Source organism: Dissulfurimicrobium hydrothermale, assembly GCF_022026155.1.
Classification (GTDB): Bacteria; Desulfobacterota; Dissulfuribacteria; order Dissulfuribacterales; family Sh68; genus Dissulfurimicrobium; species Dissulfurimicrobium hydrothermale.
The window spans coordinates 183085-201723 of the sequence record NZ_CP085041.1; the positions used below are offsets into that span (position 1 = coordinate 183085).

Consider the following 18639-nt stretch of genomic DNA (forward strand, 5'->3'; position numbering starts at 1 on the left):
ATCGACGGCCTTTCAACGCTAGTCCAGCTGGGTGTTTATGTCTGGCGCCCCTTTCCTTGGACATATTTGACATAAAGCCTTTTAAGGCACTCCGCCAGCTCCTTGTCGTTGATCTTGCGGACCATGGCCTCCGCCGTTTCCATTACGCGAGGATCAGGCGCCGGTATCCCTGCGTCTTTTTTATCCCAACTGTCTCGGCCCTTCGAGTGCCAAAGGGATCTCAAGCCATCCACATCACCGAGTTCGAACCTTATGTTTTTAAACCGCATTCGGTTCGGGAGCCTTGCATTCAGGCGGTCAAGCATCTCGTTTTTTATAAAAGACAGCTGTTGCATCCAAATGGAATCAGACACCTTGACGACCAGGGTGTCTTTGCCTTGAAGTCTATCGGGCCATGCGTAAAGTGGGATCTCATGGCCCATAACTTCTTCCCAGGATCTCCAAGCCTCAGCCCTTGAGAGCCTGTCCTCCCATCCCCGGCGCTCGAAAGCGGTCTTCAATATCCCAGACAACAGGATTGGGCAGCCACGGCCCTTATTTTTGTCCACCCACAATCTCCTTGAGGCGATTTTCCATTAAATTACGGATCTCGCCGAGCCTCTTTTCACTTGAGGCCTCGAAACGCAGCACCAACACCGGCTGGGTGTTGGACGCCCGAATGAGTCCCCAACCATCGTCGAAGATAACTCTTACGCCGTCTATGTCTATGGTCTTGAATCTTGCTGAAAACCACCCCTTCGCTCGTTCCACTATGGCGAATTTCCTCTCATCAGGGCATTCTATACGGATCTCTGGCGTTGAATATATCTCCGGCAGGTCTTTAAAGAGATATGAAAGCGGCCTCTCATCAGACGCCATTATCTCGGCAAGCCTTAACGATGCATATACCCCGTCGTCATAGCCGAAATAACGATCGGCGAAGAAGATATGCCCGCTCATTTCGCCCGCAAGGAGCGCGCCCTCGTCGGCCATCTTCTTTTTGATAAGTGAGTGGCCGGTCTTCCACATAATGGCCCGCCCCCCTGCCTTTTCGATCTCTTCGTAGAGTATGTGCGAGCACTTGACCTCCCCGATTATGGCAGCCCCGGGGTGGTTTTTCAAGACCTCCCTGGCGAATATGACCATGAGCCGATCTGCAAAGACAATATCGCCCTTTTCATCCACTACGCCCAGGCGGTCTCCATCCCCGTCATAGGCCATGCCTGCATCCGCCCCTGTCTCAAGGACCTTGTCCCTGAGCGCCGCGAGGTTTGCCGGAACGGTAGGGTCGGGGTGGTGGTTTGGAAATAAGCCATCCACATCGCAAAACAGCGGGATTACATCGCAACCTTGGTCTTCAAAGGCCCTTGGCGCAACCAGCCCTGCGACGCCGTTTCCAGCATCCAAAACGACCTTAAGCCGATGGGAGATATGGATGTTTTCTTTCATGTAATCGAGATAGGGACCTGAAATGTCATAAGACCTCACCGCGCCCTTACCATGGGAATACGCCCCTTTTTCGATTATCTCCTCGAGTTCGAGTATCCTCCGACCATACAGTGTGGATGTCCCGAGGCACATCTTGAATCCGTTGAATTCAGGCGGGTTGTGGCTGCCCGTAACCTGTATGCCGCCGTCTGTCTTGAGGTGAAATATAGCGAAGTAAAGAAGCGGCGTCGGGCACTGGCCAACGTCTATGACATTGATACCTGCAGATGTGATGCCCTCTATCAGGATCTTTTGGATATGCGCTGAGTGGGCCCTTCCGTCCCTGCCGCATGCAACCTCTTTAAGTCCATTTTTTATGACATATGTCCCGTAGGCCCTCCCTATAGCGAAGACCGCATCATCGCCCAGGTCTTCATCCACCCTGCCTCGTATGTCGTATTCCCTGAAGATATGCGGGTTTATCGGCATCGCCGTCCTCCGAATCTTTTTAATCCGGTTTAAAAAACCCGGTTGATATCTTATACTATCGCATCGTTTTATTTAAAAGATCCTTTCTGTCCATTTGTGTCGTAAGGATTAAGAGATTTTTTAGGTTGCGGTTGTGAGTTGTGAATAGATACAATCATGAAATTGGACCAAGACATATCCTTGCCATCGAGACATCCTGCGACGAGACCGCTGCTGCAATCATTGAAGACGGCAGGCGTATATTGAGCAGTGTGGTGGCTTCGCAGATAGCTGTACACAGCGAATACGGCGGGGTCGTTCCTGAGCTCGCCTCGCGTTGCCATCTTGAGGCCATCGTCCAGGTGGTGGAGAAGGCCATTTCGAATGCAGGGATTGGCATTAGGGATGTTGATGCTGTGGCTGTAACCCAGGGCCCAGGTCTCGTCGGCTCATTAGTGGTAGGTCTTTCCTTTGCCAAGGCATTGGCAGCGGCGCGTTTCCTTCCGATTACGGGTGTAGATCATGTGCATGCCCATCTCCTTTCCGTCTTTCTTGAAGAAAAGCCCTGTTTTCCATTCATCGGCCTTGTCGTCTCTGGCGGCCATACGGCCCTTTATTTGGTAAGAGACTTCCTCTCTGCAGAGCCGCTCGGACAGACCAGGGACGATGCGGCTGGAGAGGCATTTGACAAGGTTGCGAAGATACTGGACCTTGAGTACCCTGGCGGCCCTGTAATAGGGCGCCTTGCAAGTAGGGGGGATGCCTGTGCATTTCAATATCCACGGGCGAGGCTCAGGGATACCCCCTTTGATTTCAGCTTCAGCGGGCTTAAGACGGCGGTTCTAACCTCTGTAAAGAGACTGCGTGAGGGTGCCTTGGTGCCTATCGAGGATGTATGCGCCTCGTTTCAGGAGGCGGTGGTTGATGTGCTCGTGGAAAAAGCCGTTTCTGCATTAATGACATATGGCATAAAAGATCTGGTCATCTGCGGTGGAGTGGCGGCGAACCAGAGGCTAAGGGAAAAGGCCTCAGAGGCCGCTTTGGTCAGCGGTTTCAGGATATTTTTACCATCCCCGGCCCTCTGCACCGACAATGCCGCCATGGTTGGCCTTGCCGGGTATCATCGGCTGAAGGCAGGTCTATTCTTAGGCAGCGATGCAGATGTATATTCGAGGTCTTTCGATGGGCAATAACATGTTAAATCCTTTAAAGACGCTCAGATACTACTGGCTCCGGCTGCTGAGGTTAAAGGGGGACCCAATTGTCACTGCCCGCGGTGTCGCTATTGGGACGTTCGTTGCACTTACCCCTACAGTGCCGCTGCATACGATAATTATCGTGTCCCTTTGCACACTTTTTAGAGGTAATATCATTGCTGGTGTAATAGCCAGCTTCCTGGTCAGCAATCCATTCACCATGCTTATTCACTATTATGCGGCATGGAAGATTGGGGTGTGGCTGACAGGAAACCGTGTCTCTTGGAACGAAATCTACAGCCTGATCAAATTGGCCCATGGTGTCGGTTTCTTTGCCACGCTTAGGCACATTTACGCAATTGGCACGGATATCATCGTCACTATGCTGGTAGGAGGGGTCGTTTTCGCCCTGCCGTTCGGAGTAGGGGCCTATTTTCTTTCCATATATCTGTATACAGCGCGTCAGAGAAAAAAGATAAAGAGGTATCTGGAGACCTCGAATAACCGATGGTTTAGAGGTCGGTAAGCCGCTGTCTATGAAAGACCTTTATTTTGAGCATTTATTACCTCTTGTTTTATACTAGCTGTCACGTTTCCTGAGATTATATATAGATTTATTAAATAACTAGTAGGTTACTCTAGTTTATTATTGTTGCCATTTTTTAAGGACCTGCATAGGTAATATATATAATCACACTGCCATAAAATAAGCCGTAACTCTTGATAAATAAAGGACTAGACGGATGGAACAACTAGGAACATCAAAAGGACTTCTGGCAGCCAATAGCTGTCTGCATGCCGCCCTGTTGAAAAACTGCCTGATTTCTATGTAGTCGGATTATCAGTCTCAAATCTCGATGAGATCTTGGTAGCCATGATAAATATGGCCATTTTTTTGACAAAATATCATTCCCCATAGGACCATATTCCTTCCCTTTGCGCCACTTCATGCAGCTCTGATGTTATACAATCTCACGGCATAAGGCCCCACCGCTTACGGATATATACTGACCTGTTACGAAACAGGAGGCGTCTGACGCCAACAGCACCGCCCCGGCGATGTCATCAGGCATGGCATTGCGCCATGAAGCGGGGTCGATTTTGCGATGCATCTTTTACCTCGGTTGAAAACGGCCTTCTTCCCGCCCACAAGCTTTGCCTCAATGCCTCCCACGAATATTTCAAAAAGGCTTCTAACAGTTAGAATAAATCTATTTAATCATTCAAAAGCAAACTTGAAATTATAGGACATGATGAAGTAAAACAACTTGCCAAAACAGATTTAGCTAATGCCTTCTCTGGAAGGCGTGCTAAAAGAGAATTATTTATAGACACAGCAATAAACAAAACATTCAACACAGATCTAAATGCAGCGGTAAATCACATTAAGATAGCTAAAGACATTAATACAAACTATTTGCAACACAAACTCTTCAAACTCTCTAACCCAATAAAACTAAAAAGCGACTGCGATTTTTGCAGACTACTGCAAAATAGCGTGTCGGGTAAGGCGACAGGTATTGCCCTGCCGCAGCGTCAGGTGAGCAATGCTCACGGCTTTAAACATGTAAACTTAAACTCTGATAGTGATTTATATCAGAGTTTAGTAGGTTTAGAGTGACGGAAAATAGTCAATCTTTAACACTCTACTAAGTTTTGTTGCGGGCCTTAAGAAATTCCTCTCTTGAAATACCTGTCTGTGCACAAATCGTTCTCAATGTTGATGTCTCGATTTTGGAATAATCAGGCCCGGTTTTTTAATCTCTCCAAAAGATCCGCCGCCGGTACTGGGGGAGAGCAGAGAAACCCCTGTATTCCATCGCAGCCGGCCTTATTTAAAAATTCGAGCTGCGCATCCCTTTCCACTCCCTCGGCAATGACCATAAGTTTCAGCGAATGTGCAAGGTTTATAATGGCGCTCGTAATTAAGGCATCGTCTTCAAAATCAGGCAACCCGTCGATAAAGGTCTTGTCTATCTTGAGGGCATCAATTGGGAGTTGTTTTAAGTAAGAAAGTGACGAATATCCTGTACCAAAGTCATCGATTGAGATATTTATGCCTAACTTTTTGAGCTTCCATAGGATCCCTATGGCGTCTTCTTCGTCCTCCAAAATAGCGGTCTCCGTGATCTCAAACTCCAAACAAGATGGATGAAGCCCTGCCGCACCAATGATCGTCTTTACCATATCGACCAGATTTTTTTGTCTGAACTGCTTTGGAGAAAGATTTACGGCAACACTTATCGGATGCCCCAAGTCACGCCATTCAACCGCCTGCCTGACCGCCTCTTTTATCACCCATTCACCGATTGCAAATATCAAGTCACTTTTTTCAGCAATTGGAATAAATTCCGCAGGCGAAACAAAGACACCATCAGGCCGTATCCAACGGATCAATGCCTCGCACCCCATAATCCGTCTGGTCAAAAGGTCAAGCTTCGGCTGATAATACAAAATAAATTCCTTGTCGCTCACTGCCTTTTTAAGCCCATACAACAAAATAAGATCGGAGGTCATCCTTTTGTTTAAGTCCTGCGTAAAGACCTCGATATGTCCGATTCCATGTGTTTGAGCCTTTTTTAAGGCTATCCTTGCCGTTCCTACAAGCTGATCGGGTATCAAGGCGTCTGACGGGTAGAAACTTACACCGATTGAACAGGTAAGATGGATCTCTCGGCCTTCCAAAAAAATTGGAGAGGATACAGCTTCCATCAATCTGTTCAATATCACCATGGCGTCATCCTCACTCTTTATGTCTCTCAAGAGGAGGAAAAAGGCATCTTCGTGTCTCGCAATCGTATCCCCTAGGCGGACAGCGGTCATCAACCGCTTGGCGACGATCTTTAATATGTTGTCACCGACGACGAAACCAAAGCTATTGTTGATGGCTGTAAAATCATCTAAATCTATGAGCGCTACGACCAGCTTTTCCTTCCGGCCTGCGGCCTCTATACCTAATTTAAGATAATCAAGAAAAAGGGGCAGATTCGGGAGGGTGGTCAATGGATCACAATCTTGGACGCCCTGTAAGGCAGCCTGCCTTTCCAGGCTGCACGATAACTCATGAAATGTAGCAATGTAATTTATTATATTGCCAGTCCGATCTTTTATTGCATTGATTGTAAGCCGCTCAAGATATACCTCGCCCGATTTTCTTCTATTCCATATCTCACCCTGCCATCTGCCGACCTTTTTTATAGCCTCCCACATCTCCTTATAGAATTCACTGCCATGGCGGTCTGATTTTAAGACCCTAGGATTTTGGCCTATGATTTCCTCGGGTAAATAGCCAGTGATCCTTGTAACGGCTGGATTTATCATCAATATCTTGCCCATTGGATCAGTGACAGTCAGAGCATCTTCTGTATCTTCGAACGCCACGGCTAAGAGATCGAGCCATTCCTCAAGGGCAGCTGCATGGGGGAGATAGAGAGCCTTGTCCATCCCCAGTCTTTCAGACTTTTTATAGCGGCTGTCATATCGGATGGCGGCGCCGATAATGTTTGCGGCGGAATCGACAAGCCCGAGCTCTCCGGCTGAAAATAGGGATCCTGGCTTGAGATGTAGGCATAGAACGCCAAGGACGATGTCGTTATATTTAATGGGCAAGACCACATGGCCGTGCGACGCCATCGAATCAAATCTGATTTCATGGTCGTTGTCGACGTCTTCTTTGATTATCCTCTTGCCAGCCGCCGCCCTCCCACACAGGCACCAATTGTAAGGCACCTTTTGACAAAATTTTATAAGCGGCAGATCGAGATTCCTGTATGCGAAGAGGAGGAGGGTCTTTTCTTCATTTTCGCTGTTCAAAAAGACCGATGATTTTGTGACGGCGGGGAGTAGCGAATGAATCTCACCCAGAAAAGAGGTCGTGCGCGCCTTGAGCGAATCGCTTGAAAACATAAGCACCAGCAGCCTGCCAAGAAGCTCATTTCCATAATCGTCTTTCTCGGCCTCCGGGCAACCTGCCAAGTCCCTGCCAAAGAGAATCAGTCCATCTATTAAACTATTTTCTCTAAATGCAGGGGCCCAGGAGATGGCAAATTTTTTTTGGCGGCCGTCCTGTAAAGCTATGACCCCCCTGCCATGCCAACCAGCCCCTTCTTCCATCCGACCAGCCCGCATAAACACCTCCAAGGCCGAGGGAAAGCCGGCAAGGTTGATGAGCTCTTCGTCGCTTTTGCCGTGCCATGACGTATCTTCAAGGCCGAAGAGCCTTAAGGCCGACAGATTTGCATCGATCCACCTGCCTTGGCTGTCTTTAAAGACAAAGATATCCGCCGGGACGGGACATACATCGGGCATAATTTCTACCTCAAATCTCTCATGCTTCGGCGGATATAAAAAGGACCGAGCATCCATATTTAAGTATAAACCCGGCCGCTTGCAAGATGCGCTAGCGCCCCTGAAGAAAGGCCTTTATCTCGTCAACTGTAAACAGCTTACCCGACCCCTTGAGTTTGCCATCGATCGCGATACCCGGCGTTGCCATGACCCCATAGCCGACTATCCGTCCCATCTCGGTCACCTTTTCTATCTCGGCCTGGAGCCCAAGCTCCTTTGCCGCATCTTCCGCATTTCTTGCCAAGGCCTCGCATCTCTGACAGCCGGGTCCAAGTATCTCGATCTTCATTATTTATATCTCCTTTCTTTATCTCGATTGCTCAAATTAATTTTTATCACCCGCAGCAGCCGCAAAGGCAGATATGGCAACCGCCTTCTCAAGGGATTCCTTGCCTTCTTTACTTGCTTTCTTGGATAAACCATATCCATATTAACTCATCGCATTATCCGCAACCCGGCGGACGTCGGCAAGGCATCAGCGGCCCCTTGGATTTTTTGTGGCGCACTCGCATCTTCCGGCCTTTTTGGCTGCCATGATCCTCTCAAGGATCAAAGACCGGCCGTGCGTCTTTACATCGTCGATGATGTCTTCATCCGTGTAATTAAAGCAGTAACAAATAGTCTCCGGCATGATCCGCCTACTTTTCTCTAGCCCATAACGAAATTGAAGAGATAGCCAACAATTATTATAGCCACGGCTGTTATACCAAAAAATACGGCTAGAAGCTCCTTCTTTAGCACCTGGCTCAGGATCATGGCCTCAGGAAACGAAAGGGCGGTCACCGCCATCATAAAGGCAAGGGTGGTGCCGAGCGGCAGACCCTTGCTCATCAAGGCCTGGACTACTGGGATCACGCCTGCTGCATTGCTGTAAAGCGGAACGCCTATCAGGACCGCTATGGGCACGGCAAAGGGGTTGCCAGGCCCTGCGTATCTCAGCAGAAAATTTTCCGGCACATAGCCGTGGACAAATGCGCCTACGGCGATACCACCCAACACATATGGCCAGATGCGTCGCAGGATGTCCTTTACATAACCCTTTGCGTATTCAAACCTGTCATGCCAGGTCATCTCAGGGACAGCCGCCTCGCCCATCCTTATCTGCCATACGTAGTCAGCGACGTATCTTTCCATGTTCAGCCTGCCGATGACAATACCAGCAACGATGGCCACTGCAAAGCCTGAAAAGAGATAAAGCGCCGCTACCTTCCAGCCGAAGAGACCGAAGAGCAGGACGAGCGCGACCTCGTTCACCATGGGAGACGAGATGAGGAAACTGAAGGTCACGCCCAGAGGGATGCCGGATTCGACAAAACCTATGAAGAGCGGGCAGGCCGAGCACGAGCAGAACGGCGTCACTACACCTAGCGCCGCGGCAAGTATGTGGCCGATTATCAGCCTTTTATTTCGCAGAAACCTCCTCGTCCTTTCAGGGGTAAAGAAGCTCCTGACAATGGAGACGAAAAAGATGATCACGGTCAGGAGGAAAAATATCTTGGTCGTGTCCTCGATAAAAAAATGCAGGGCCTCAGTAAGATGCGCCCCAGGATTGAGGCTCAGCCAACGGTAGGTAATGAGATCGGCAAGCAATGTAAATATCTTCAGCATGACGCCTCCTTAAGACCAAGCCTTTCCCTGACAAACGGGACGAGCTTTTCAAACATCTCGTCCCTTAATCGTCTGAAGGCGACAAGCCTCTCTTTCTCGCTGCCTTGCGCCTCTGTTGGGTCGTCAAAGCCAAAATGGACCCGCGGCCCCTGATCAGGTATAAACGGGCAGGTCTCGGCAGCCCCGCCGCACAGCGTGACCACTAGATCAAAGCGCTGGCCGCTGAATTCATCTATGTATTTTGATCGGTTTCGAGAGATATCGATCCCGATCTCGCCCATCACGCTGACTGCAAGCGGATGGACGCCGGCAGGGCTCGTCCCTGCTGAAAAGGCCTTGACCAGGCCTTTAAGGGCCTGGTTTATGATGCCTTCAGCCATCTGACTCCGGCAGGAGTTTTGAGTACATAGAAAAAGGATGTGCTTCATCAGGGTCTCTGTCGAATCTTTTTTAAGATATTAAATAAAAATTTTTATATATAATGTCAAGACAACATACGACGGGCAAGAAAAAATTTTCTTGCCGGAAGATAAAAATCCCCATAATCTATCTATAGACAAACATTTTTGATGATCTCGTAAAAAATCATTATATGAGATGGCTAAGCAAAAATCGTAAATGCAAGGTGCGCAGATCCTGGAGAATGAGGCATACTCCCTGTACGCCGCAGTGACGACGGATGCAGCGCAACACAGCGGTTGGCGACCTTTTGCGACACCATCACTTTTTGTCATAAAAGATTTTTTAAGGCCACTGAAAAAGGTCAAAGACATAGACACGGTCCATCAGACCGGCCTTGAATGAAAGGAGTTAAACCATGAAAGCCAATACGGTAGCTGCTGCAAAAGGCGCAGCGTGGTACATCGGCGGATGGAAGATCGTGAGGCCCAGGCTTGGTATGTGGATATTGCTGTGTCTGGCGTACTGGCTTATCGGCATATTCTTGCACATCCTCCCGTTCTTGGGGTGGCTTGCCTTCTCCCTTCTCATGCCAGGCATTACAGGCGGACTATTTAAGGCCGCCCACGACTGGGAAACTGGCAGGGAACCCTCTTTTGAACACCTTATCGCGGCCTTTAAAGACCCTGTAATCCGCAACAATGTCATTATCCTCGGCGCTGTCGGCATCGGCTTCAACATCCTGAGCGCTGCGTTGATATTCATTACCATAGGCGGGCTTGGGATGCACATGCTCATGCACAGGGCATATCTAGGTCTCTACTCCGTCGTCCATCTTGCCGTAGGGGCGGTCTTTGTCTCTATTCTACTGCTCATACTAGCGCTCCTGTTCGCCTCAGCCATGCTGTATGCCATCCCACTTGTCATGCTCACAGGGACAGGACCCATGGAGGCCATGAAACTCAGCATCGAGGCATGCATGAAAAACGTCTTGTCAATGACCGTCTATGGGTTAATTTATCTGCTTTTGGGCATCCTGACCGTATTCACCCTCGGCCTCGGGTTGATCATGCTCATGCCCATCACCATAACATCAATCTATGCAAGTTTTAAGGATATCTTTTCTGAAGAGACAAGACCCCAACATATGCCTGCCGGCGCCGCCTAAAAAAACTGTTTCCCGCACACCGGCCATGTGCTATCCTCGCCTTCTTAAGAGACAATGGAGGTGAGAAGGCATGGAAAAACAAGTAGCCATTTATAGGACACCTTTGAAACGTCTGATGAGGATCAGGGCGGTCCTGAGGGCGCGGGTACTAGACGCCTTCCTGGTCACATCCCCGGAAAACCGCCGTTATTTGAGTGGATTTACAGCGGAAGACGCTGCAATAAACGAATCGTCGGGTGCACTCTTTATTACGCCCGCTGAGGCCGTAGTGCTTACCGACGGCCGCTATGGGGCCCAGGCGGGGCTTGATTGCCCTGGCTGGCGGGTGTTTATATATCAAAAAGGCCTTAAAGAGGCCGTTAAGAGGTTGACTGACGGGACCAAGGTCAAGAGGGTTGCCTACGAACCTGAATATATTACCTGTGCAGGCCTCGACTCCTTAAAAAAGACCTGCCCACAAATCGACTTTGTACCTCTTCAAGGCAGGATAGAGACGATGCGGGCTGTTAAATCGCCGGAAGAGCTTGGGTTCATAAAGGCGGCGATCTCTGCGGCTGAAGATGTATTTGAAGAGATTTCCAGCTCCATACGCCCGGGCATGACCGAAAAAGAAATCGCCTTGCGCATTGTTGAAGGCCTTTCAAGGCGTGCAGACGGCCCGTCATTCCCCCCGATCGTGGCCTCCGGCCCGAACGGGGCGCTTCCACATGCAATCCCTGCAGAAAGACCGATACGCGAAGGCGAGCCCATTATTATAGACATGGGGGCGAGGCTAGACGGTTATTCATCCGACATGACACGGACGATATTTATCGGACAGCCACGGCCGCCCTTTAAAGAGATATACAAGATGGTGAGAAAGGCCCAGATAGCGGCACAAGACACGATCAGGGCGGGCATGGCGGCAAACGCGGTCGACAAGACGGCCCGCGACATAATAAATGCAGCAGGTTATGGCCAGATGTTCAACCATTCCCTCGGCCACGGCATAGGTCTTGCGGTCCATGAGGCCCCGGTCCTGTCACCGAGGGCCAAGAAGACCTTAAAACCTGGCATGGTGGTGACCATCGAACCGGGCATATACCTTCCAGGTCAAGGCGGGGTCAGGCTTGAAAACATGGTCTATGTAGAAGAGAGGGGCAGACTGGTCTTGAGCAGAGACGAATGGTTCTATGACTTTTAATTCAAGACGCTAGATCGCACATGACCGACAAAGACCAGGGGCGACACAATCCATTTAAAGAATTGAGTCTTACCGAGCATCTCGCCGAGCTGAGACGCCGCATAGTAGTATCACTTATCGCCGTCGCTATATGTTCAACACTGTCTTACGCCTTCATAGAACCTATATTCGCCGTGCTTGCGAGGCCGATCGAGGCAGTGCTACCGCCAGGAACGTCACTTATATTCACCTCATACCCTGAAGCGTTCTTTATATATATAAAGCTCGCCATCACGTGCGGCGTCTTCCTTGCAAGCCCGATTATTATCTATGAGATATGGGCATTCGTGGTCCCAGGTCTCTATGAACATGAAAAACGCCTCGCTCTGCCATTCGTCCTCCTCTCAACCGCATTCTTTGTTGGAGGGGGGCTGTTCGGCTACTTTGTGGCCTTCCCGACGGCCTTCAAGTTTCTGGCAAGCTACGGCAATAAGTACCTGCGTCTCATGCCCAATGTAAGCGAGTACTTCAGCCTTACGATCCATCTGCTCATAGGCTTCGGGATCGCCTTTGAACTGCCCGTCTTTATAGCCCTCCTAGGGGTTGTCGGCATAATAGATGCAAAAATGCTCCAAAGAAACCGCAAGTACGCTATTCTCATAAACTTCATCCTGGCGGCCGTTCTCACCCCGACACCAGATATATTGAACCAATTTATGCTCGCCGTCCCGCTCATGCTGCTCTACGAGATAAGCATCGTCCTTGTCTGGCTCATAGGCAAAAGGGGGCGTTAGTCCCGCCTCATCCGTGGGTCCAGCGCATCCCTCAGCCCTTCGCCCAAGAGATTAAATCCAAGGACCGTGATTAAAATGGCAAGGCCTGGAAATACCGAAAGCCACCAGGCCACATCAAGGTTGTCCTTGCCCTCCGCCAGCATGTTGCCCCAACTGGGTGTAGGCGGCTGTACCCCTATACCGAGAAAACTGAGCGCGCTCTCCGTTAAGATAGCCCCACCGATTCCAAGGGTGGCCGAGACAAGTATCGGGGCTATGGCGTTCGGGAGTATGTGCGAAAAGACTATCCTCATATCTGATGCCCCGGAGAGTCTGGCTGCAAGTACAAAATCGCGCTCTTTAAGCGACAGGAACTCCGCCCGCACGAGACGCGCGACGCCCATCCACCCGGTCAAGCCTATTACAGCCATTATATTGAAAATAGATGGCTCAAGAAAGGCTATCACGGCCATTATTAGAAATATCGCCGGGAAACAGAGCATTATATCCACAAGGCGCATGATAACTACATCGATCAGCCCGCCATAATAACCTGATAACGCCCCAAGGGCCACTCCGATGAGGGTTGAAAGCCCTACGGCCACAATGCCGACGACAAGCGATATCCTGGCGCCATAGATCAACCTCGAAAGACAATCGCGCCCGAGGGTATCCGTACCAAGAAGATGCGCCCTTGAAGGCGGCTCAAGTATGTGCCAGGTGTCTATGGCCTGGGGGTCATAAGGAGATATGACAGAGGAAAAGACAGCTGTGACTGCAAGACATCCAATGATCAGGAGACCGGCCACAGCAAGGGGATTTCTAAAAAAACTGGCCCATAAACCGCGCCTGACGCTGGATGCCTTGCTTTTTGCAGCCCTATCCGCCATGCGCACCGGTCCTTATCCTCGGGTCGGCAAGGCCATAGCCTATATCTGCAAGGAGATTCCCAATGAGCGTAAGGATGGAGACTATCACGAGGTTCCCCATTAGAACCGGGTAATCTCTGGACATGACGCTCGCCCACATGAGCTGACCTATGCCTGGAATGGCGAATATGGACTCAAAGATGACACTTCCACCGATAAGCCCCGGAAGCGACAACCCAAGTATGGTGATCAAGGGCAACAGCGCATTTCTCAAGGCATGCCGATAGATGACCGTCCTTTCTGGCAGGCCTTTTGCCCTTGCCGTCATGATGTAGTCCTGCCTCAGGACCTCGAGCATGGAAGAACGCACGTAACGCGAGATACCTGCGAGCCCGCCAAGGGCCGAGACCAGCACCGGCAGAAAGAGATGCCGCGACCAGTCGACGACCTTTTCAAGGATAGTCATATCCTGATAACCCATAAGGCTGTGAAGGCCGGAGATCGGCAGCCAACCCAACTCCACGCCGAAACACAACATCATGAGCAGGGCCACCCAGAAAGACGGGGCTGCATAAAACAAGAATATGACGACGGTCGTCACTTTGTCGAAGGTCCCGCCCTGCCTCACGGCCGAAGCCACGCCAAGCGGGATGGCGACAAGCAGGATGAGTCCGAGGGAGAGGGTGTTTATAAGTATCGTCACCGGCAGCCTTTCTTTTATCTTCTGCCACACAGGCGCCCGATCCGGCGCAAACGACCTCCCAAGATCGAGATGGGCGAGTCCGTTGAGCCAGCGCCAGTACTGGACGTATATGGGCTTATCGAGGCCGTACTGAACCCTCAGTCTCTCCCGCATCTCCGGGGTCATCTTGGGGTTGAGATCGGCCTGTACACCTATAGGCTCTCCTGGGGCAAGGTGCATGACGATGAACGAAATGACCGTTATCCCGAAAAACGTCGGGACCAGCACAGCCAACCTCTTGATCAAGTATTTCACAACTGCCATATCATCATCCTCATGGCTATCTGGTCATGTATATCTGCTCATTTTTCGGCACCCACCACCTGATGAAATTGTAACTTATGCCCGACGGCGACGGCTCGACCCCTTTGAACCTCTTACTGATAACAGGGAGGGCCATCGGCACGTACAAAAATACATACGGCTGATCGTCTGCCAGTATCTCCTGCACCCGATCATATATCTCTTTCCGCTTTTTTCTGTCAAATGTGCGGCGACCTTCAACGAGCAACCTGTCGAGCTCAGGGTTTTTATATCCGATGAAATTGAGCCCATTAGGCCCGGTCCTTGAGGAATGAAATATATCATAGATGTCCGGATCCGGCCCGGTGGTCCATCCAAGGATGACGGCTTCAAAACGGCGTTTGTCTATAAAGTCGTTTATCAGGGCGGTCCATTCGACAGACCTTATCTTCATCTCAATCCCTATCTGCCTAAGACGATATTGAATGATTTGGGCAGTGGCCTCGCGCACGCTGTTTCCCTGATTTGTCAAGACGGTAAAGGAAAACGGGCGGCCGTCCTTGTCAAGTATCCCGTCTCCATCCGTATCCCTCCACCCCGCCTCGGCCAAAAGCCTGCGGGCCTTTGCCGGGTTGTAAGGATAACGCCTGACATTCGGATTATAGAACCAGGCATCGGGCTTATAGGGGCCAGTTGCGGCAACCCCGTAACCCAAAAGCACCCCGCGGACCAGTTCATCCTTGTCTATGGCATATGCAATCGCCTGACGTACGCGTCTATCTTTAAACAACGGGGACCTCAGGTTGAAACCTAGATATGTATACGAAAAAGAAAGGTATTTGTATTTGTTAAAATTATTTTTAAAAAACCCAGTATTGGTCTGCCTCTTGTACTGGATCGGGGAAAGATCCATCCAGTCAAGCCCGCCGCTTTTGAGCTCGAGGAACATGGTGGCCGGATCAGGGATTATGCGCATGAGATAGCGGTCCAAACACGGCCTGCCCTCAAAATAGTCAGGATTCGCCTCAAGGACTATCTTCTCTTGGGTCCTCCATTCCTTGAGCATGAATGGACCGGTCCCAACCGGCTTGCGCGCAAGTGGGCTCTTCGTGATGTCTTTGCCCTCCAAGAGGTGTTTCGGCAGCACCACTATATCGCCCCACGAGCTCAGGGCAGGCGCAAACGGTTCTTTATATGTGACACGGACGGTATAGGGATCAGGCGCCTCAATGGACTTCACCTCCATGAAATCCCCTGCGTATGGGGTCGGTGTCTTGGGATCAGTTATCAGCTTGAATCCGAAGATCACGTCATCGGCGGTAAATGGAACGCCGTCCTGCCACTTCACGCCTTTTCTGAGGTGGAAGGTGATCACGAGACCATCATGCGAGATATCCCACGACTTGGCCAAATCGCCGACAAGGTTCAGGTTTTTATCGTATTTAACAAGCCCGTTATAGACAAAACCGGCTATCTCATGTGAGGTTGCATCTGAGGCAAGCATTGGGATAAGGGTCGAGGCATCCCCTATGGAACCGACGACTATGGTATCCCCATAGTAGGGACACTTGTCCACGGCCAACGCATCCAGGCACATGACGACAATGAACAGGGCTGCAAGAAACAGCAATCCTGAAAGGCGTTTCATATCCACCGCCCCATGGCTACAATCTCTTAAGTCTTGCCTTGAGCGCCTCCACACAATCGTACGGCACACACAACCCGCCCCTGCCTCTTCCTATGGCTATCTGGGGCTTAGCGCTCCCATGATAGTCGCTCCCGCCTGTAGCGACAAGCCCGTATTTGGAGGCGATTGCAAGGCATGTCTTTGTAAAATCCAAGGAATGTTCGCTGTAATAACACTCCATACCGTCCAGGCCTTTCGACGCCAAACGGCCTACCAGCGCATCAAACCCAGCTTCATCCTCACATGCAAGACTTATGGGATGGGCGAGCACAGCAAGCCCACCGGCCGCATGGATGGCGTCCACGGCCTCTTTGGGCGACAGTATGGACTTAGGTACATAGGCAGACGCACCTTTTTTGAGAAATCTCGCAAAGGCCTCACCTGTCGAGCCTACATACCCATGTCTGACCATCGCCTTTGCGATATGCGGCCTTCCTATCTGACCGCCTCCTGACATATCCTCGAGCTCTTTCAGTGACAAAGGTTTGCCCATTTGGGCAAGGCGCTCAAGGATAAGTGGGTTACGTTTCGCTCTTGCCGCCTGGACCCTTTCAAGCACCTCGTTTAAGGAGGCTGAATCCGCATCGATATAATAGCCTAGCATATGCATATCGCCTTTAGCTATATTGGCATTGACGCTGAGCTCAACCCCCGGCAAGACCTCGATCCCTGCCTTATGGCCGGCCTCTATGGCGCTATCAAGTCCACTAACAGTATCGTGATCCGTAATGGCCACCGCCTTGAGTCCGGCCGCAGCCGCAAGACGTATAAGGTCTTCCGGCCTGTCAGAACCGTCCGACGCAGTAGTATGTGTATGAAGGTCGCAGCATCCGATTGCATCCATTTTCTCCCCCATGTCTTTATCCAAAATGGTCATGATCAGACTGAATAGTCATTCGGCTAAAAGTTGTATTGAAATCGTCAAAAAATTTCTATGCAACCTTCTTTAAAATACCACAAAAATCTTCATGCAGCCGCCTTTTTAGGGTTGACAAAAAATGCACAAAGATATTATAAGAATAAACTATGTAGAAAAGTATTTTACCGAATGATCATTCATTTTTTTTGAATCGCAGGGTTTTTAAGGAGATATCAAGCAGGTTAATTTTTGTTATATTATATTCCATCAAGGAGGGAGAATTAAATGGCAGATGTCAAGAAACATGACACCCCGATGGTCGACGAGCTAAAAAAGGGCCGGTGGCCGAGCTTTGTCGACGACATTGAGCAAAAAGGTCTAAAGGGCAAGCAGGAGTGTCTCGATCTCCTCGGACAGCTCGAGCTATCTTACAAACACAAAGAGACCCACTGGAAACATGGCGGGATCGTCGGCGTGTTCGGCTACGGCGGCGGGGTCATTGGGCGTTACTCAGACGTACCAGAGATGTTCCCAACCATAGCCCACTTTCACACCATCCGCGTCAATCAACCTGCAAGCAAGTTCTATTCCTCGGCTTATCTCAGAAAACTCTGCGAGATGTGGGACCACAGAGGAAGCGGCATGACCAACCTCCACGGCTCAACAGGAGACCTGATCCTACTTGGCACCAAGACAGATCAGCTCGAGCCCATCTTTTACGATCTTACCCATCAGATGAGTGTGGACCTCGGCGGATCGGGCTCCAACCTCCGCACCCCTGCCTGCTGTATAGGCAAAGCGCGTTGCGAATACTCCTGTATAGACACACAGGCCATCTGTTATGACCTGACACAGACGTATCAGGATGAACTGCACAGGCCGGCCTTCCCCTACAAATACAAGTTCAAGATCTCTGGTTGCGCCAATGACTGCGTGGCCGCCATTGCCAGGTCTGACTGCGCCATCATCGGGACATGGAAAGACGACATCCGCATCGACCAGGCGGCTGTAAAGGCTTATATAGGCGGCGAGCTCAAACCGAATGCCGGGGCACACAGCGACAAAGACTGGGGAAAATTCGACATTCAGAAAGAGGTCATTGATCGCTGCCCGACAAACTGCATGTGGATGGAAGGCGACAAGCTCAAGATAGACAACCGCGAATGCACACGCTGTATGCACTGTATCAACGTTATGCCTGCTGCCCTCCGCCCAGGCACCGATACAGGTGCCACCATACTTCTAGGCGCCAAGGCACCTATCCTCGAAGGCGCCCAGCTTGCCACCCTGGCCATACCATTCATCAGAATGGAGGCCCCTTATGATGAACTAAAAGACTTTATAGGCAAGATATGGGATTGGTGGATGGAGGAAGGCAAAAACCGCGAGCGCTCAGGCGAACTTATCCAGCGCCAGTCCATACAGGAACTGCTGCGCCGTACAGGCCTCAAGGCCATACCGCAGATGGTCAAGGAGCCGCGTTCCAACCCGTATGTCTTCTGGAGTGCAGAAGAGGTCGAAGGTGGATGGAAACGCGACCTTGCGGAATTCCGTAAGAGACATGCAGCATAATTTGATAAGGAGGCGAGACATAGTATGAATGAGTATCTTGAGAAGCAAAAAGAACTGTATGGAGACAATCCGGGGTTTGATATCTCAGAGGTGGTGTCCAAGCCCTACGATAAAGAACTGGCGGGAAAGCTCTATGACC

19 protein-coding genes are annotated in these 18639 nt (G+C 50.4%); 7 read left to right on the top strand and 12 right to left on the bottom strand.

The window, feature by feature from the left end; genetic code table 11:
- Nucleotides 1-35: 35 nt before the first annotated feature.
- Both LGS26_RS00890 and LGS26_RS00895 read right to left on the bottom strand, forming a co-directional pair.
- Entirely contained in the window at nt 36-548 is a 513-nt protein-coding gene (locus tag LGS26_RS00890) for a DUF721 domain-containing protein (protein ID WP_237888805.1), read from the bottom strand.
- Nucleotides 535-1896, bottom strand: coding sequence for a phosphomannomutase/phosphoglucomutase (locus LGS26_RS00895; RefSeq protein WP_237888806.1), 1362 nt, complete (start codon nt 1894-1896; stop codon nt 535-537). The genes LGS26_RS00890 and LGS26_RS00895 overlap by 14 nt, the downstream gene beginning before the upstream one ends.
- 140 nt (nt 1897-2036) lie before the next feature.
- Here LGS26_RS00895 and tsaD point away from each other — a divergent pair, with 140 nt between their 5' ends.
- Both tsaD and LGS26_RS00905 read left to right on the top strand, forming a co-directional pair.
- Nucleotides 2037-3068: a tRNA (adenosine(37)-N6)-threonylcarbamoyltransferase complex transferase subunit TsaD gene (gene tsaD / locus LGS26_RS00900; RefSeq protein ID WP_237888807.1), complete on the top strand. Its 1032-nt coding sequence runs from the start codon at nt 2037-2039 to the stop codon at nt 3066-3068.
- The gene (locus tag LGS26_RS00905) at nt 3058-3597 is read left to right on the top strand and encodes a DUF2062 domain-containing protein (protein WP_237888808.1); all 540 of its coding nucleotides are present in this window, start codon (nt 3058-3060) and stop codon (nt 3595-3597) included. Before tsaD ends, LGS26_RS00905 begins: the two co-directional genes overlap by 11 nt.
- Nucleotides 3598-4033: 436 nt before the next feature.
- Here LGS26_RS00905 and LGS26_RS00910 read toward each other — a convergent pair whose 3' ends face one another.
- The 6 genes from LGS26_RS00910 to LGS26_RS00935 all read right to left on the bottom strand — a co-directional run bounded on the left by LGS26_RS00910 (nt 4034) and on the right by LGS26_RS00935 (nt 9454).
- Nucleotides 4034-4183: an SDR family oxidoreductase gene (locus LGS26_RS00910; protein WP_237888809.1), complete on the bottom strand. Its 150-nt coding sequence runs from the start codon at nt 4181-4183 to the stop codon at nt 4034-4036.
- A gap of 631 nt (nt 4184-4814) precedes the next feature.
- On the bottom strand, nt 4815-7379 hold the full coding sequence (locus LGS26_RS00915) for an EAL domain-containing protein (protein ID WP_237888810.1): 2565 nt from the start codon (nt 7377-7379) through the stop codon (nt 4815-4817).
- Nucleotides 7380-7470: 91 nt separating this feature from the next.
- Nucleotides 7471-7707 (bottom strand): thioredoxin family protein, encoded by a 237-nt coding sequence (locus LGS26_RS00920; protein WP_237888811.1) that lies wholly within the window; start codon nt 7705-7707, stop codon nt 7471-7473.
- Between the two features lie 186 nt (nt 7708-7893).
- Nucleotides 7894-8049: a bacterioferritin-associated ferredoxin gene (locus LGS26_RS00925; RefSeq protein WP_237888812.1), complete on the bottom strand. Its 156-nt coding sequence runs from the start codon at nt 8047-8049 to the stop codon at nt 7894-7896.
- Nucleotides 8050-8066: 17 nt separating this feature from the next.
- A complete protein-coding gene (locus LGS26_RS00930; RefSeq protein ID WP_407932047.1) occupies nt 8067-9017 on the bottom strand; it encodes a permease in 951 nt (316 codons plus the stop codon).
- 2 nt (nt 9018-9019) lie between these two features.
- Nucleotides 9020-9454 (bottom strand): arsenate reductase ArsC, encoded by a 435-nt coding sequence (locus LGS26_RS00935; RefSeq protein ID WP_237888814.1) that lies wholly within the window; start codon nt 9452-9454, stop codon nt 9020-9022.
- A 190-nt stretch (nt 9455-9644) separates the two neighbouring features.
- On the opposite strand from LGS26_RS00935, the gene LGS26_RS00940 reads away from it, so the two are divergent.
- The 4 genes from LGS26_RS00940 to tatC all read left to right on the top strand — a co-directional run bounded on the left by LGS26_RS00940 (nt 9645) and on the right by tatC (nt 12549).
- On the top strand, nt 9645-9830 hold the full coding sequence (locus LGS26_RS00940; RefSeq protein WP_237888815.1) for a hypothetical protein: 186 nt from the start codon (nt 9645-9647) through the stop codon (nt 9828-9830).
- A 13-nt stretch (nt 9831-9843) separates the two neighbouring features.
- On the top strand, nt 9844-10593 hold the full coding sequence (locus LGS26_RS00945; RefSeq protein WP_237888816.1) for a BPSS1780 family membrane protein: 750 nt from the start codon (nt 9844-9846) through the stop codon (nt 10591-10593).
- A gap of 70 nt (nt 10594-10663) precedes the next feature.
- Nucleotides 10664-11776, top strand: coding sequence for a M24 family metallopeptidase (locus LGS26_RS00950; RefSeq protein WP_237888817.1), 1113 nt, complete (start codon nt 10664-10666; stop codon nt 11774-11776).
- A 20-nt stretch (nt 11777-11796) separates the two neighbouring features.
- Nucleotides 11797-12549: a twin-arginine translocase subunit TatC gene (gene tatC / locus LGS26_RS00955; RefSeq protein ID WP_237888818.1), complete on the top strand. Its 753-nt coding sequence runs from the start codon at nt 11797-11799 to the stop codon at nt 12547-12549.
- On the opposite strand, the gene LGS26_RS00960 is transcribed toward tatC, so the two are convergent.
- From LGS26_RS00960 to LGS26_RS00975, 4 genes are read right to left on the bottom strand one after another with little or no spacing between them, the layout of a single operon-like run.
- Complete coding sequence (locus LGS26_RS00960) at nt 12546-13418, bottom strand: ABC transporter permease (protein ID WP_237889799.1); 873 nt, start codon at nt 13416-13418, stop codon at nt 12546-12548. The genes tatC and LGS26_RS00960 overlap by 4 nt on opposite strands.
- Nucleotides 13408-14403 carry an ABC transporter permease gene (locus LGS26_RS00965; RefSeq protein ID WP_237888819.1) on the bottom strand — a complete coding sequence of 332 codons (996 nt, stop codon included), beginning with the start codon at nt 14401-14403 and terminating at the stop codon, nt 13408-13410. Before LGS26_RS00965 ends, LGS26_RS00960 begins: the two co-directional genes overlap by 11 nt.
- Nucleotides 14404-14419: 16 nt before the next feature.
- Entirely contained in the window at nt 14420-16030 is a 1611-nt protein-coding gene (locus LGS26_RS00970; RefSeq protein WP_237888820.1) for a peptide-binding protein, read from the bottom strand.
- Between the two features lie 16 nt (nt 16031-16046).
- Nucleotides 16047-16913 (bottom strand): PHP domain-containing protein, encoded by an 867-nt coding sequence (locus LGS26_RS00975; protein ID WP_237888821.1) that lies wholly within the window; start codon nt 16911-16913, stop codon nt 16047-16049.
- 300 nt (nt 16914-17213) lie between these two features.
- Here LGS26_RS00975 and dsrA point away from each other — a divergent pair, with 300 nt between their 5' ends.
- Nucleotides 17214-18500, top strand: a complete 1287-nt coding sequence (gene dsrA, locus LGS26_RS00980) for a dissimilatory-type sulfite reductase subunit alpha (protein ID WP_237888822.1) — start codon at nt 17214-17216, stop codon at nt 18498-18500.
- Nucleotides 18501-18639 lie beyond the last annotated feature (139 nt).

Coding starts and splice junctions, on each gene's coding strand:
- LGS26_RS00895 (WP_237888806.1), bottom strand. CDS start 1,896: ATGCCGATAAACCCGCATATCTTCAGGGAATACGACATACGAGGCAGG.
- LGS26_RS00905 (WP_237888808.1), top strand. CDS start 3,058: ATGGGCAATAACATGTTAAATCCTTTAAAGACGCTCAGATACTACTGG.
- LGS26_RS00910 (WP_237888809.1), bottom strand. CDS start 4,183: ATGCATCGCAAAATCGACCCCGCTTCATGGCGCAATGCCATGCCTGAT.
- LGS26_RS00915 (WP_237888810.1), bottom strand. CDS start 7,379: ATGCCCGATGTATGTCCCGTCCCGGCGGATATCTTTGTCTTTAAAGAC.
- LGS26_RS00920 (WP_237888811.1), bottom strand. CDS start 7,707: ATGAAGATCGAGATACTTGGACCCGGCTGTCAGAGATGCGAGGCCTTG.
- LGS26_RS00925 (WP_237888812.1), bottom strand. CDS start 8,049: ATGCCGGAGACTATTTGTTACTGCTTTAATTACACGGATGAAGACATC.
- LGS26_RS00935 (WP_237888814.1), bottom strand. CDS start 9,454: ATGAAGCACATCCTTTTTCTATGTACTCAAAACTCCTGCCGGAGTCAG.
- LGS26_RS00940 (WP_237888815.1), top strand. CDS start 9,645: ATGCAAGGTGCGCAGATCCTGGAGAATGAGGCATACTCCCTGTACGCC.
- LGS26_RS00945 (WP_237888816.1), top strand. CDS start 9,844: ATGAAAGCCAATACGGTAGCTGCTGCAAAAGGCGCAGCGTGGTACATC.
- LGS26_RS00950 (WP_237888817.1), top strand. CDS start 10,664: ATGGAAAAACAAGTAGCCATTTATAGGACACCTTTGAAACGTCTGATG.
- tatC (WP_237888818.1), top strand. CDS start 11,797: ATGACCGACAAAGACCAGGGGCGACACAATCCATTTAAAGAATTGAGT.
- LGS26_RS00960 (WP_237889799.1), bottom strand. CDS start 13,418: ATGGCGGATAGGGCTGCAAAAAGCAAGGCATCCAGCGTCAGGCGCGGT.
- LGS26_RS00965 (WP_237888819.1), bottom strand. CDS start 14,403: ATGGCAGTTGTGAAATACTTGATCAAGAGGTTGGCTGTGCTGGTCCCG.
- LGS26_RS00970 (WP_237888820.1), bottom strand. CDS start 16,030: ATGAAACGCCTTTCAGGATTGCTGTTTCTTGCAGCCCTGTTCATTGTC.
- LGS26_RS00975 (WP_237888821.1), bottom strand. CDS start 16,913: ATGGATGCAATCGGATGCTGCGACCTTCATACACATACTACTGCGTCG.
- dsrA (WP_237888822.1), top strand. CDS start 17,214: ATGGCAGATGTCAAGAAACATGACACCCCGATGGTCGACGAGCTAAAA.